General features: G+C 35.8%; 6 protein-coding genes. All 6 read left to right on the top strand.

All coding sequences use genetic code 11. The annotated features are described in order from the left end of the window. The first annotated feature begins 61 nt into the window (after positions 1 to 61). The 6 genes from P2W65_RS20510 to P2W65_RS20485 all read left to right on the top strand — a co-directional run bounded on the left by P2W65_RS20510 (position 62) and on the right by P2W65_RS20485 (position 16,093). Positions 62 to 3,406: a glycoside hydrolase family 2 TIM barrel-domain containing protein gene (locus tag P2W65_RS20510; RefSeq protein ID WP_289660665.1), complete on the top strand. Its 3,345-nt coding sequence runs from the start codon at positions 62 to 64 to the stop codon at positions 3,404 to 3,406. A 283-nt stretch (positions 3,407 to 3,689) separates the two neighbouring features. Further along, positions 3,690 to 7,076, top strand: coding sequence for a glycosyl hydrolase (locus tag P2W65_RS20505; protein ID WP_289660662.1), 3,387 nt, complete (start codon positions 3,690 to 3,692; stop codon positions 7,074 to 7,076). A gap of 272 nt (positions 7,077 to 7,348) precedes the next feature. Next, complete coding sequence (locus tag P2W65_RS20500; RefSeq protein ID WP_289660659.1) at positions 7,349 to 8,773, top strand: sialate O-acetylesterase; 1,425 nt, start codon at positions 7,349 to 7,351, stop codon at positions 8,771 to 8,773. Positions 8,774 to 9,040: 267 nt separating this feature from the next. Next, a complete protein-coding gene (locus P2W65_RS20495; protein WP_289660656.1) occupies positions 9,041 to 11,371 on the top strand; it encodes a DUF5703 domain-containing protein in 2,331 nt (776 codons plus the stop codon). A gap of 6 nt (positions 11,372 to 11,377) precedes the next feature. Next, positions 11,378 to 13,837: a pectate lyase family protein gene (locus P2W65_RS20490; protein WP_289660653.1), complete on the top strand. Its 2,460-nt coding sequence runs from the start codon at positions 11,378 to 11,380 to the stop codon at positions 13,835 to 13,837. 237 nt (positions 13,838 to 14,074) lie between these two features. Further along, positions 14,075 to 16,093, top strand: coding sequence for an aceric acid hydrolase (locus P2W65_RS20485; RefSeq protein ID WP_289660650.1), 2,019 nt, complete (start codon positions 14,075 to 14,077; stop codon positions 16,091 to 16,093). The last annotated feature ends 122 nt before the right edge of the window (positions 16,094 to 16,215 follow it).

The following is a 16,215-nucleotide window of genomic DNA, read 5'->3' as shown; positions in this document are numbered from 1 at the left end:
GTAGAAAAAAAATAGCGCATAGAAAATTTTGTCCCATAGGGACAATTGAATCAAAATAATAATGAACAATAATATAAAACCAATGTTTACATCAAAATCAAAATACAATAATCCATTTTCCAGATTACGATTTTTGACGTATACATTTTACATTTTACTATTCACATCTTACGGAATAAACGCCCAATCCGTAACGGGAGAACCAGCGGGAATTCCAGAACTTCACAAAAAATACGAATTTGCTCCGTGGGAAGATCCAACAATTACAAGCATCAACAGACAGCCATCAAGAGCAACTTCATATTCATACACTTCTGTTGAAGACGCACTAAAAGGCGACAGAACTAAAAGCCGAATCCAAATGCTAAACGGCGATTGGGATTTTAAATATGCAGTAAATCTAAAAGAAGCATCAAAAGATTTCTATAAAAATACTGTTTCAGGCTGGGATAAAATCGAAGTGCCTTCAAACTGGGAAATGAAAGGGTACGATAATCCAATTTACAAAAGTGCAGTTTATCCATTTCGACCAATAAATCCGCCTTATATTCCTAAAGATTATAATGGAGTTGGTTCTTACCAACGCAGTTTTACTGTTCCGGAAAATTGGAAAGATATGACTGTGACTTTACATTTTGGAGCCGTAAGTTCAGGTTTTGAAGTTTGGTTAAACGGAGAATTTTTAGGGTATGGCGAAGACAGTTTTTCACCATCAGAATTTGATATTACACCTTATTTAAAAGCAGGAGAAAATGTAGTTTCGGTTCGTGTAATTCGTTGGACAGATGGTTCTTATTTAGAAGATCAGGATCACTGGCGTATGAGCGGAATCCAGCGTGAAGTTTTCATTATGGCCGAGCCAAAATTGCGTATTCAGGATTTCTTTGTTCAAACCAAATTAGATAAACAATATACAGACGCGATTTTTAAACTTCGTCCGAAAGTGGAGAATTTGACAGGAGCAAAAATCAAAGATTATATCATGAATGTTCAGTTGTACGATGCCAATAATACGGCAATGTTCAAAGAACCGCTTCAAAGACCTGTAATTGATTTAATAAACGAAAGTTATCCTCGTTTGGATAATGTCCGCTTTGGATTCTTTCAAGAAACCATAAAAAATCCAAAAAAATGGAGTTCAGAAGAGCCGAATTTATATACGATGGTCATTTCCATAAAAGATAAAAACGGCAATGTTACGGAAGCGAAAAGCTGTAAAATAGGTTTCCGTTCGATTGAATTTTCGAAAGAGAATGGCAAAATGCTCATTAACGGAAAAGAAACCTATGTGTATGGCGTAAACCGTCACGATCATCATCCGACAAGAGGAAAAGCGGTTACTAGAGAAGATATCAAGCAAGATATTACTACTATTAAAAAGTTCAATTTCAACTTTATACGTACAAGCCATTATCCAAACGATCCATATTTCTACGAATTATGCGATCAATACGGAATCATGGTTATGGATGAAGCCAATCAGGAAACACACGGAATTGGAGGGAAATTAAGCAATGATCCACTTTGGACAAATGCTTATATGGAAAGAATGATTCGAATGGTCGAAAGAGATAAAAACCATCCATCGGTTGTAATGTGGAGTTTAGGAAACGAAGGCGGAAAAGGCCCAAATCATGCTGCAATGTCGGGCTGGGTTCACGATTTCGATATTACACGTCCAGTTCATTACGAACCAGCGCAGGGAAATGCCAAATTAGACGGATATATTGATCCGCTTGATCCAGGATATCCAAAAACAATCGATCATGCTTATCGTTTCGAAAACCCGCAGGATGATTCGTATGTCGATATGGTAAGCCGTTTTTATCCGGGCGTTTTCACACCTAAATTTTTAGTAGATCAAAAGAAAGATACTCGTCCAATTATTTTCGTTGAATATTCTCATGCTATGGGAAATTCAGTTGGAAATTTAAAAGAATTATGGGATGAATTTCGTTCACTTCCACGAGTTATTGGAGGTTGTATATGGGAATTTAAGGATCAGGGAATCGTAAAATTTGATTCCAGATCAGGTCAGAATTATTTTGCTCACGGAGGAGATTTTGGCGAAAAATACCACGACGGTAACTTCAATACCAAAGGAATTGTAGATTCTAACGGAAAACCAAAAGGTTCTATTTTTGAGAATAAATGGGTGTATCAGCCAGCGATTTCGACTTTAAACGGAAATCAGTTAGAAATCAAAAATCGTCAGGCCGTTAAATCTTTAGAAGTTTATATTCCGGTTTTAAAAGTGTTGGAAAATGGAAACGTAATCAAAACTCAGATTTTAAAACCATTTAAAGTAGAAGCAGGACAATCAACAACTTTAGATGTGAGTCCGTATCTTCCAAAAATGAAAGCCGATGCCGAATATATTTTAAATATAGAATTCCAGCTTTCAAAAGATGAATTATGGGCTTCAAAAGGTTACGCTGTAGCGGAAGATCAGTTCATATTAAAAAAGAAAGAAGCTGTTTCTCCAGAATCTAAAAAAGAAACGCTGAACGTTTCTGAATCAGATTCAGATTTCAAAATCAAAGGAAAAGCTTTTGATATTACAATTGGAAAAACAAACGGAGCTTTAAGTTCTTATATTTTTAACGGAGAAGAACAAGTTTTTGCATCGCTTTTACCAAATTTCGTAAGACCGCTTACAGACAACGACAAACGCGGATGGAAATCGCAAAAGTTGTTGAAACAATGGTATAAAGCAAAACCAAAATTGGTCAACATTTCAATTGATAAATCAGCTTCAGAAATCAAAATTACAAGCGATTACGAAGTCATAAAAGACAGCGCAAGTGTAAAAGTAATCTACAGCATTTTACCAAACGGATTAATAAAAGTTGATTACAGTTTAAAAGCTTCAAACAAACTGCCAAACATTCCAAAAATCGGAATGCAGATGGGAGTTCAGAGAAAATTCGATCAGATTTCGTGGTATGGAAAAGGGGAACTGGAAAACTACAGCGACAGAAGTTTCGGTTCGTTTGTTGGGAAATATTCGCTTCCAATAAATGATTTTATCGAACATTATCCAAAACCACAGGAAAACGGAAACCGATGTGATGTAAGATGGATGGCATTAAGCACTCTGCAGAAAAACAACGGATTTTTAGTAGTAAATGATACTAAAGTCTTAAGCATGAGCGCCTGGCCATATACACAAGAAAACTTGAGTTCATCTGGTCATACATACGATTTGAAAGATCCAGGATTCCTGACTTTAAACATCGATTTAATCCAAATGGGAGTAGGAGGAAATGATAGCTGGACGATTGTAGCTCAGCCATTGGAACAATATCAGATTAAGTCTGGAAATTATGAGTACAGTTTTTATTTGACGCCTTTCAGTGGTTCAAAAAATGAATTGGAAAATAGTTTGAAGAAATTTAAATATTAGTAATTGATAATTGATAATTGATAATTGATAATTGATAATTTTAAAATTAAGAACTAAAAGTTTAAGGTACAGTTTGTCATTTCGAGGGACGAGAAATCTTCGCAAGAAACTCTACAAAGGTGATCCACCATGAGGAGCTACTCACGAAGATTTCTCCTTACGTCGAAATGACAAAAAAGACGAAAAAAAAGTAAAAAATCTGCCAAATCAGTCAAATCTGCGAGAGTAAATTTTTCCCGCAGATTTGACAGATAAAACAGATTATCAAAAAAAACAAAGAATAATGTTTAAAAAAAAATACCTCTTTTTTATCCTCCTTTTAGCAAGTTTCGTCTCTGCACAGGAAATCCATAAAAAAGAATCTTTTCAGCCAACATTAGAATCCTCAAGACCTTGGGTGTATTGGTATTGGATGAAATCGGCGTATTCTAAACCCGGAATTACAGCCGATTTAGAAGCGATGAAACAAGCAGGAATTGCGGGAGCTTATTTAATGACCATTAAAGGCCCAGCAAACCCACCTTTGATAGATCCGCCAGTTTTACAGTTGACGCCTGAATTTTGGGATATGATTCAGTGGGCTTTTAAAGAAGCTGATCGTTTAGGTTTGAAACTGGCTTTTCACGGAGCCGATGGATTTGCCGTTGCAGGCGGGCCGTGGATTACGCCAGAAATGTCGATGCAAAAAGTAGTCTGGTCAACAACTGAAATTTTAGGTGGAAAAAAAGTGGGTTTAAAACTACCAGTTTCAGCACATTACAAAGAATATTATAAAGACATTGCCACTTTTGCTATTCCGATAAAAGAATACCAAATTACTTCGCAGATGCAACTGCCAAAAGTTACCACATCAAACAATACCGATGCATCGTTTTTGGCTGATCCTAAGAAAGACGAGAATTTCAAGTTTGCCGATGCAGGTTGGATTCAGTACGAATTTGCACAGCCTTTTACCTGTAAATCTATTGTTATTGAAACAAAAGGAAGAGATTTTCAGGCACAGCGTCTGATTGTAGAAGTGAGTGATGATGGAGTCAATTTTAGATTTCACGAAAGAATGATTGTACCGCGTCACGGTTGGCAGGATATGGATTTCCCCAATACACATACGATTACACCAATTACAGCAAAATATTTCAGATTTGTGTATGATCCAAAAGGAACAGAACCGGGGGCTGAAGATTTGGATTTTGCTAAGTGGAAACAGAATTTGAAAGTGAGTAAAATTACCCTTTCGAATCAATCACTGATTAATAATTACGAAGGAAAATCGGGAGCAATATGGCGTTTGACTCCGCAGACTACAGAAAAAGAGATTCCAAATTCTGATGCATTCAAAAAATCAGAAATCATCAATATTTCCAATTTTGTTGATGCGGGAGGAAATCTGAACTGGAAAGCACCAAAAGGAAAATGGAAAATCATCCGAATGGGACATACTTCGACTGGACATGAAAATGCAACTGGTGGAGCAGGAAAAGGGTTGGAAGTAGACAAATTTAACCCAGAATTAATTCGTTTTCAGTTAGATCATTGGTTCGGAGAAGCCGTTCGTTCTGCTGGGCCAGAATTGGCTTCGAAAGTGCTGGAAATCCTTCATTTTGACAGCTGGGAGTGCGGAAGCCAAAACTGGTCTTCGGTTTTTCAAGTTGAATTTAAAAAGAGACGTGGTTACGATATTATAGAATATCTGCCTGTTATGGCTGGAATTCCAGTAGAAAGTACGGATTTTTCAGAGAAATTTTTATACGATGTCCGCAAAACTATTGCCGATTTAGTTGCCGATAATTTCTACGGAACTGTAGCGCAAATCGCCAAAGAAAACAATATAAAATTAAGTGCAGAAAATGTAGCGCCAGTTGTAACCAGCGATGCCTTGCTTCACTATAAATTTGTCGATTATCCAAGTGGAGAATTTTGGCTGAAAAGCCCAACCCACGATAAACCTTTTGACATGGTTGATGCCATTTCGGGCGGGCATATTTACGGAAAAGATATTATTCAGGCAGAATCTTTTACAGCTCTGCGAATGGATTGGGACGAACATCCCGGAAATCTAAAAACAACGGCAGACCGGAATTATGCTTTAGGAATTAACCGTTTATTCTATCACGTTTTTGTCCATAATCCGTGGACGGATAGAAAACCCGGAATGACTTTAGACGATATCGGAACTTTTTTTCAAAGAGACCAAACTTGGTGGAAACCCGGAAAAGCGTGGTTTGATTATTGTCAAAGAGTACAGTTTCAATTGCAAAAAGGAAAACCTGTAATTGATCTGGCAGTTTTTATTGGCGAAGATTTTCCTTCCCGTTCTTTTGTTCCAGATCGTTTGGTTCCTTTTATTCCGAATGTTTTCGGAAAAGAAAGATTGGAAAGCGAGAAAATCCGTTTAGAAAATGAAGGTCAGCCAACGGCAAAAATGCCAAAAGAAGTCACCTATTCTAAAAACATAACCGATTTATCACAATGGATTAACCCGCTAAATGGCTATCAATATGATTCTTTCAATGCCGATGTTTTAATCAATCGTGCGAAAGTGGTAAACGGAAAAATTTCATTTGAAGGCGGAATAGAATATGGCGCTTTATTCTTTCCGGGAAGTCATAAAATGGCACCAAATAAGATTTTATCTTTGGCTTCTGCCGAAAAAATACTGAAATTGCTAAAAGACGGAGCAACCATTTTTGTGGATGAAAAACCTAACTTTCAGCCGGGAATTCAATCAGAAGCCGATCAAAAGAAATGGCAGGATATAATTGATGAAATTTGGAATAATGCCAATTCATCAACATGGAAAATAGGAAAAGGAACGGTTGTTAAATTGCCGTATTTAGGAAATGATTTTGCTTCCATCGGAATTACTCAGGATATTTATTTTCCTAATTTAAAGCGTTCTGAAGCCGAAACATTGGCTTGGGCGCATCGTAAATCGGAGACGGAAGATATTTATTTCATTTCCAATCAAAAAGCAGAAAAACGTTCTTTCGAGGCGTCCTTTAGAATTTCAGGAAAAGTAGCAGAATGGTACAATCCAGTAACAAATCAAACTTCTGCTTTAGCCAATTGGAAAATAGAAAATGGAAGAACAATTGTTTCGATAGCTTTAGACGCCAACGAATCTGGTTTTGTGATTTTTAAAGGAGGAACGAAAGAAGTTGTAGCACACGGAAAATCTTCTGAATTGGAGAAAGTTCAGACTTTAGATGAAAACTGGGAATTGCAGTTTGATCCTGAATTTAAAGGCCCAAAAGAGGTTGTAAAAACAAACAAACTTTTTGATTGGAGTACTTCTGAAAATGACCAAATTAAGTATTATTCGGGAACTGTAGTTTATAAAAAAGAGTTTGTCTGGAAAGGAAAAGATTCCAATAAAATCTGGCTGGATTTAGGTGAAATCTCAAATATTGCTGAAATCAAAATCAACGGAAAAGATTGCGGAACACTCTGGACTTTCCCTTTCAAAACAGATATTTCAAAAGCTTTACAAAAAGGAAAAAATTCAATAGAAATAAAAATCACAAATACTTGGGCAAATAGATTAATTGGCGATCAAAAATTGCCAAAAGAAGAAAGATTAACATGGACAACAGCACCATTTAGATTAGAAGGAGAACCTTTGTTAAAAGCGGGATTATTTGGGCCAGTTAGTATTGTAAAAGAAAAATAAAAGTTAGCCACAGATTAAAGGATTAAAAAGGATTATTTTTTTAACAAAGAAAGAAGTTAGTTGCCTCCAGCTTTAGCTGGAGGTTAAGAAGAATACACAACAGGGCTTTAGCCAAAAAGTTAGTTTGGCTAAAGCCCATTGAAAATAAATATTTAATACACCTCCAGCTAAAGCTGGAGGCAATTGAAAAGAAAAACATCAATAGATTAAAGAATTTCAAGAGATTAATAATCCTTTTTAATTCTTTAATCTGTGGCAAAAAAATAAAAAAAATGAAAAGATCAATTATTGTACTAGTAGCGATTTTAGTTAGTTTTCAAATCAATGCAAAAATCAAGCTCCCAGCATTGTTTACTGATAACATGATGTTACAGCAAAAATCAAACGCACCAATTTGGGGCTGGGCAGAAAAGAACGCCAACATTGTAATCAAAACTTCGTGGGATTCTAAAACTTATAAAGTAAAAGCAGACGCTTCAGGTAAATGGAAAACAGAATTAAAAACGGTTTCCTTTGGTGGACCATACACAATTGAAGTTTCAGAAGGAAACGAAAAAGTAACCATCAAAAATGTTTTATTGGGAGAAGTTTGGCTTTGTTCAGGACAGTCAAATATGGAAATGCCTTTGAAAGGATTTCAAGGACAGCCAGTAAAAAACGGAAATGAAATTATTGTAAGATCGACCAATAAAAATATTCGTTTAATTACGATTCCAAGAGCAACGGTTTTAGAACCTTTGCAAGATTTCGAAGGGAAATGGGAAGAAGCTTCTCCAAAATCAACATCCAAATTTAGTGCAACAGCTTGGTATTTTGGATCGCTTTTGCAAGAAGTTTTAAACGTTCCTGTGGGATTAATTCATGTATCGTATGGGGGTTCGAGCATGGAAGCTTGGATGAACAAAGAAATGCTGAAAGATTTTGCCAGCGCTAAAATTCCGACGACGAAAGAAGAATTGGCAAAAGATCCAAATCGTGTGCCAACAACTTTATTTAACGGAATGCTATCGCCTGTAATTGGTTACGGAATTAAAGGCTGTATCTGGTATCAAGGGGAATCGAATTACGAAAGAGCTTCTGAATATACTGCTTTAATGAAGAAAATGGTCAGCAGTTGGAGAACGTTGTGGAATCAGGGAGATTTTCCTTTTTACTTCGCTCAGATTGCACCGTTTAATTATGCTTCATTTCATCCAAAAGATTATCAGGAAAAATATAATTCGGCTTATTTGAGAGAGGCACAGTTTAAGGCTTCAAAGGAAATTCCTAATTCAGCAATGGCGGTTTTAATGGATGTTGGGGAAGAGAACAGTATTCACCCAATGGATAAAGAAAAAGGCGGGAATCGTCTGGCTTTTCAGGCTTTGGCAAGAACTTATGGAATTGAAGGTTTTGAATACGAAAGTCCGAAATATAAATCGATGGAAATAAAAGATGGCGCGGTAACCGTTTCTTTTGATGATGTTAATAACGGAATTACATCTTATGATAAAGAAGTAACTGGTTTTGAAATAGCAGGAGAAGACAAAGTTTTTTATCCAGCGAAAACGGCTGTAAGAAGAAAATCAGTGGTTTTGACTTCTGATAAAGTAAAAAATCCAGTGGCAGTTCGTTATTTATGGAAAGATTTCGCTAAAGCGGAATTGTTTAGTGGCGGAGGTTTGCCAGTTTCTTCGTTTAGAACAGACGAATGGTAATATACGGACGCTCCTGTAAGGTTTTCAGAACCTTGTAGGTGTTTGAATTATGAGTTTAACGTCTAGTTTGTCATCCCGAGGAACGAGGGATCTCCGCAAGTAACTCGACAAAGATTGGTGACTATCGTTGCGGAGTTTCTAGTGTGATTTCTCCTTTCAGTCGAAATAACAAAAAATGAGAATAAATCTCCAAGATCTGCTAAATCTGCGAGAGAAAATAAAAAAATATACCTACAAGGTTTTCAAAACCTTGCAGGAAAGAAAACGATGAGAAATAAATTACTGATAATACTTTTCCTTACCACGCTTTGCCTTAAAGCGCAAATACCTGCGCTCCATAATTATAATCAAATCTGGACAACGCAAAGCAATAATTCATCAGAGTCTATGCCTTTGGGTGGCGGTGATATTGGTATGAATGTTTGGGTAGAGAAAGGCGATTTGTATTTCTATTTTTCACGAAGCGGCACTTTTGATGAGCATAATACTTTATTGAAATTAGGTCGTGTAAAAGTGACTTTAACTCCTAATCCATTCGTAGGAAAAGAAGGTTTTCATCAGGAATTAAAACTAAAAGATGGATATGTTTTAGTTGGGCAGAATGAAACTAAAATCAAACTTTGGGTAGATGTTTTTAAACCGATTATTCATGTTGATTTAGAAAGTAAGAACCCATTAAAAATGACAGCTTCTTACGAAAGCTGGCGTTATCAAAATCGTTATCCAAAAGGAAAAGAAAATAATGCCAATTCTTATAAATGGGCTCCTCAGGGAGAACTTATTACGTATAAAGATTCTATTTCTTTTGAAAATAACGGAATCAAATTTTATCATAGAAACAGAGAAAATACTGTTTTTGACGTAGCGGTAAAACAACAAAAAATGGAATCGGTAAAAGATCAAATGTTGAACCCGATTGCGAATTTGACTTTCGGTGGATTCATGAAAGGTGATAACTTAAAACCAGACGGAACATATCTTGGAAAATACCAATCTACCGATTTTAAAGGCTTTAATTTATCAAGTATAAAACCTTCCAAAAAATGGTCTTTAGAAATTTATTTAAACACCAATCAATCTGATTTTTCTACTTGGGATAACGGATTGAAAAGTTTGGTTTCTGCAAATAAAAGTACAGCTAAACAAGCCGAAAAAAACACTCAAAAATGGTGGAATACTTTCTGGAACCGCAGTTTTATTTTTACACAAAAAAATCAATCGATTGAGAAAGATTCAGTCTATCAAATTGGACAGAATTATCAGTTGTTTCGATATATGCTGGGTTGCAATGCGTATGGAAAATATCCAACGAAATTCAACGGCGGACTTTTTACAGTTGATCCTGTTCACACCAATAAAGATCTGGATTTTACACCCGATTTCAGAAATTGGGGTGGCGGAACAATGACAGCTCAAAACCAACGATTGGTTTATTTTCCGATGGTAAAAAGCGGTGATTTTGATATGATGAAATCACAATTGGATTATTACATCAGTCTTCAAAAAAATGCTGAATTGCGTTCAAAAGTGTATTGGAATCACAACGGAGCATCATTCACCGAACAATTAGAAAATTTTGGACTTCCAAATCCAGCAGAATACGAATGGAAACGTCCCGCAGACTACGATCCAGGAATGGAATACAATGCATGGCTGGAATACGAATGGGATACGGTTTTTGAATTCTGCCAAATGATGTTGCAGCAAAAGGAATATGCGGGAAAAGACATTCAGAAATACAATCAATTTATTATAAGCTGTCTTCGGTTTTTTGATGAACATTATCAATATTTAGCCAAACAAAGAGGCAGAAAAGCTTTGGATGGAAACGGAAAATTAATTCTTTTTCCGGGTTCAGGAGCAGAAACTTATAAAATGGCAAATAATGCCAATAGTACAATTTCGGCTTTACAGGTAATTACAGAAAGTCTTTTAAACCTTTCGGGAAATCAATTGTCCAAAGAAGATTCAGAATATTTAAAAACTTTCCAAACTAGAATTCCGCCTTTGAATTTTGGACAGATTGAAAATCATAAAGTGTTGCTTCCTGCTAAAACTTGGGAAAGGGTTAATAATTCGGAAGTTCCGCAATTGTATCCTGTTTATCCGTGGGGAATTTACGGCATTGGAAAACCTGATTTAGAAACCGCTTTAAATACATGGAAATACGATTTAGATGCTTTAAAATTCAGAAGCCACGTAGGATGGAAGCAAGATAATATTTTCTCGGCGTGTTTGGGTTTGACGGAAGAAGCGATGAAATACAATACACTAAAAATGGCGAATTCGGATAGACGTTTTCCAGCTTTCTGGGGACCAGGATTTGACTGGGTGCCAGATCATAATTGGGGCGGATCGGGGATGATTGGCATGCAGGAAATGCTTTTGCAGGAAACAGACGGAAAGATTTATCTTTTTCCAGCCTGGCCAAAAGAATGGAACGTTCATTTTAAATTACATGCCAAACAAAATACTACAATTGAAGCCGAACTCTTAAATGGAGAATTGAAGGTTTTAAAAGTAATTCCGGAAGAACGAAAAAAAGACATTATAAATCTGTTAGGGAAATCTGAGGCAGAAAAAAAGAAATTAAATTAAACAAAAATGATAAAGAAATTAGTGTGTTCTTTTGCATTGGCAATGCTTTTGACAGCAAACGGACAAGCACAATCAGTTCAAAATACTGATAAACAAATTGTAAAAGTTGACTTTGATTTTTTTCAAAGAAGGTTGGAAGAAGTTCATGATCCGAGTTATGATTCGTGGGTAATTAATGAAGGAAAAGAAGACCAGAAAACTTTTAATGGAGTAAGTTTTAAATTAAAAGGAAACTTTACTTCAAAATGGTATAAAGTAGGAATGAGTGCTCCACATTATAACAAATTAGGAAGCGACGGTTTGGTTACGGCTGAAAATCTAGAACTAAAAATCAGCGGACTGAAAGCTGGAAAACATACACTTTTGACTTTTCATAATGCTTTTGATGTAATTACGGGAAAAACTTTTTCTCCAATAAAAATATATGTAAACGGAAAACTTCAAGAAACGGTAAATGCAAGCCAAAGAGCCAATGCTAAAGTTGATGCTTCGATGGCGTATATTTCCTTTAATGCAGAAAAAGGAAAAGATGTAATTGTTCGTTTTGATATTGATCCGACTTCCACTCCTGAAATTGTAAAACAAATTGTAATCAACGGTTTTGAAATTGATACGCCAAATTTGATGAATCAGGCTCGTACTCCACAACCAAAAAATAGAGATGAACATGTTGAAGTGGGGAAAACTTTAACTTTAAAATGGGACGCTGTAAAAAATGTGGCTTCTCATAAAATATATTTTGGAGAAGATAAAAATGCGGTAGAAAATGCAACAGAAGCTTCAAAAGAATTTAAAGGAAAACTAACGGAGAAATCTTTTACAGTTTCTGATTTATACAGTGGAACAACTTACTATTGGAGAGTCGATGAAGTGGATAATAATGGCGAAGTGACTTTAGGAAACGTTTGGTCGTTTAAACCTGCACAATTGGCTTTTCCAGGTGCAGAAGGCTACGGTCGTTATGCTGTTGGTGGACGTGGCGGAAAAGTAATTGAAGTAACCAATTTAAATGATGACGGACCAGGAAGTTTACGTGATGCGATCAATCAGGAAATTGGACCAAGAACCATTGTTTTCAATGTCTCAGGAAATATAAAACTGGCATCAAGATTAGTAGCAAATCAGCCATATATTACTATTGCGGGACAAACAGCACCAGGCGAAGGAATTACGATTAGCAGAGCGCCAATTGGATTGACAGGAAATGATGGAGTAATTCGTTTTCTAAAAGTGAGAATCGGAGGCGGAACTACTTTTGACGGAATGGGATTAACAGGTGCAGATTATAGTATAATTGATCATTGTTCAATAAGCTGGACGATCGATGAATCGTTTAGTTCACGTGGTGCACATCATATTACTTTACAGAGAACTTTAATTTCGGAAGCGTTAAATGTGGCAGGACATGATAAATATGAAGCAGGTAAAATGCATGGTTATGCAGCTACAATTGGCGGCGATATAGGTAGTTTTCATCATAACTTATTATCTCATAATTACGGAAGAAACTGGAGTATTGGCGGAGGTCTAAGCGGAGATGGATTTTATACAGGAAGATTGGATATTACTAATAATGTGGTTTACAACTGGGGGAAAAGAACAACTGATGGTGGTGCAAACGAGGTAAATTTTGTCAATAATTATTATAAACCGGGTGCTTCAACTGGAATTTTTGTAGCCTTAAATGCACAGCATGAAGGCGTTGGAAAAGGAATGCAACGTTATTATTTTGATGGAAATGTTATGCCGGGTTATTTCGATGAGAAATCTCAAGATAAAGGCAGAAAATCGACTGTAACCAATAGAGAAAAAGTGGAATATGAAACTTTTGTAGATAAACCATTTTTTCCTTCTTATGTAAACACGCAATCAGCGAAAGGAGCGTATAAAAATGTACTTTCGGATGTAGGAGCAAATCAGCCGTTTTTTGATAAACACGATAACCGAATTATCAATGAAACTTTAAAAGGAACTTTTACTTACAAAGGAAGCAAAAGTGGTTTAGGCGGCATGATTGATAATGAACAAGATGCTGGAGGATGGCCAAATTTTGCTTCAGAAACTCGTCCAGCAGATTGGGACACCGATCATGATGGTTTGCCAAACTGGTGGGAAAAAGCTTTTGGTTTAAATGAAAACTCCGCTTCTGGAGATTTCTCAGATGCGAATTCAGATACTGATAAAGACGGATTTACGCAGTTAGACAATTATTTAGACTGGTTGGCTCAGCCTCATTATTTTATCAATTTAAAAGATAAAAAAGTTTTAAATGTAGCGGATTATTTCAAAGGTTTTGAAAATAAACCGGTTTATACTTTCTCCGAAGTAAAAAATGGAAAAGCCAATTTAAAAGGGAAAGAAATTCAGTTTACGGCTTCAGATAAAGGTTTCGCTTCTTTCATCGTTACTGTAAAAGATGCGGATGGAGATTCAATGAGTAGAACCATTAATTTCTTTGTAAAATAAAAAAAAGTTTTCACGCAGATTTTGGCTGATTTAGGCAGATCTGCACAGATTTTATTATTAAAAATAAAACATAAATATCTGCTAAAATCTGATGAATCTGCGTGAAAAAAATAGGATACAGATTAGGAGATTAAAATGGATTTTAAAAAAAAAATAATCAGCGCAATCTGCTAAATCTGCGAGAAAAATTTAAACTCTCGCAGATTTAGCAGATCAATCAGATAAAATTAATTCAAAATGAAAAAGAATATCATCATATCATCCTTATTTCTTTCAACCGTAATCTTTGCCCAGAACAAAGGTTTGGTTGCGAATTCAGAAAGTCCGTATTCCAAATTACAAAGCGTAGGTTTACAAGACGTAAAATGGACAAATGGTTTTTGGAAAGAACAATTTGATGTAGAAACCAATAATACCTTGCCGTACATGTGGGATTTGTATCATAACGATGAGATTTCGCATGCTTACAAAAACTTCGAAATAGCTGCAGGATTAAGCAAAGGAGCTTTTAAAGGACCTTCATTTCATGATGGTGATTTCTACAAGATTTTTGAAGGAATGGCGGCAACATATGCCGTTACAAAAGATAAAAAACTCGATGCAGAAATGGATAAGGCCATTGCGCTTTTCGCTAAAGTACAGCGCAAAGATGGTTATATTCATACGCCAGTTTTAATTGACGAACGCTGGGGAACTTTAGGCCCAGAGGAAGTTAAAAAACAGTTGGGTTTCGAAAAATATAATATGGGGCATTTAATGACTGCAGCCTGTATTCATTATCGTGCCACGGGAAAAACAAATTTCTTAAATATAGCAAAAGGTGTTGCCGATTTCTTGTATGATTTCTACAAAAAAGCATCGCCAGAATTGGCCAGAAATGCAATTTGTCCATCACATTATATGGGAATTGTCGAAATGTATAGAACTGTAAAAGACCCGAAATATTTAGAATTAGCCAATAATCTAATCGATATCAGAGGAACTACAAATGATGGAACTGATGATAATCAGGATCGAATTCCTTTTAGACAGCAGACTACTGCAATGGGACATGCCGTAAGAGCGAATTATTTATACGCTGGAATAGCTGATTTATATGCTGAAACTGGAGAAAAGAAATTACTAGATAATCTAGAATCGATTTGGGATGACGTAACCTATAGTAAAATGTACATTACAGGAGGTTGTGGTTCTTTGTATGATGGAGTTTCGCCAGATGGAACTTCTTATGACCCAACGGTGGTTCAGAAAATCCATCAAGCGTATGGAAGACCTTTTCAATTACCAAATGCAACGGCTCATACCGAAACCTGTGCCAATATTGGAAATGTTTTATGGAACTGGAGAATGCTTCAAATTACGGGAGATGCCAAATATGCTGATGTTGTAGAGCTGGCACTTTATAATAGCGTACTTTCAGGGATGGATTTGGAAGGAGAAAAATTCTTGTATAATAATCCTCTGAACGTTTCAAATGATTTACCATTTCATCAAAGATGGGGAAATGAGCGTGAAGGTTATATTGCATTATCCAACTGTTGTGCGCCAAACGTAACCAGAACTATTGCTGAAGTTGGAAATTATGCTTACAGTCTTTCCAAAGAAGGTTTGTTTGTTAATTTATACGGAAGTAATTCTTTGAATACTAAAACAATTAATGGAGAAGCGTTGCAAATTGAACAGCAGACGAATTATCCTTGGGATGGAAAAATAACCTTGAAAATTGTAAAAGCTCCAAAAGAGGATTATGCTTTTCTTTTGAGAATTCCAGGATGGGGTTCAGGCGCAAAAGTTTTTGTAAACAACTCACAGATTATTGGTAAAATCTTTTCGGGCACTTATTTCGAGTTGAATCAAAAATGGAAAAAAGGAGATGTTATCGAATTGAACTTGCCAATGCCAGTTGAATTAATGGAAGCCAATCCGTTAGTGGAAGAAGTTAAAAATCAGGTTGCTGTAAAAAGAGGCCCTTTGGTATATTGTTTAGAATCTGATCAACTACCTGCCAAAATTAGTGTGAATGATGTGGCTTTAAATGTAAAATCGAAATTTACAACAAACCATTTTACTTTAAATAATAGAAATTTAGTCAGCATCGATGCTGAAGCTGTAATAAATTCTAATAATTCATGGGAGAAAATCTTATACAAACCGCTTTCTTCTAAAAATGAAAATACTGTACAAGTAAAATTGATTCCGTATTTTGCATGGGGAAATAAAGGAAAAGGAGAAATGACGGTTTGGATGTCGCATTAGATATGGTACGCTGATGAAACAGATTTACTTCGTAAAGACGTGGATTAAAAACGGATTTTTTATTTTCTTGAAGCTAGATCATCTTTGTAAAAGTTTTAAACTTTGACAAAGATTTTTTACAG

The sequence above is a fragment of the Flavobacterium panacagri genome (assembly GCF_030378165.1).
In the GTDB taxonomy this organism is placed as follows: Bacteria; Bacteroidota; Bacteroidia; order Flavobacteriales; family Flavobacteriaceae; genus Flavobacterium; species Flavobacterium panacagri.
The sequence above is the reverse complement of the archived record's forward strand: the minus strand, read 5'-3'. Positions and strand labels throughout refer to the sequence as shown.

Excerpts from the sequence above, each read along its gene's own strand:
- P2W65_RS20510 (WP_289660665.1), top strand. The coding sequence starts at position 62 with ATGAACAATAATATAAAACCAATGTTTACATCAAAATCAAAATACAAT.
- P2W65_RS20505 (WP_289660662.1), top strand. The coding sequence starts at position 3,690 with ATGTTTAAAAAAAAATACCTCTTTTTTATCCTCCTTTTAGCAAGTTTC.
- P2W65_RS20500 (WP_289660659.1), top strand. The coding sequence starts at position 7,349 with ATGAAAAGATCAATTATTGTACTAGTAGCGATTTTAGTTAGTTTTCAA.
- P2W65_RS20495 (WP_289660656.1), top strand. The coding sequence starts at position 9,041 with ATGAGAAATAAATTACTGATAATACTTTTCCTTACCACGCTTTGCCTT.
- P2W65_RS20490 (WP_289660653.1), top strand. The coding sequence starts at position 11,378 with ATGATAAAGAAATTAGTGTGTTCTTTTGCATTGGCAATGCTTTTGACA.
- P2W65_RS20485 (WP_289660650.1), top strand. The coding sequence starts at position 14,075 with ATGAAAAAGAATATCATCATATCATCCTTATTTCTTTCAACCGTAATC.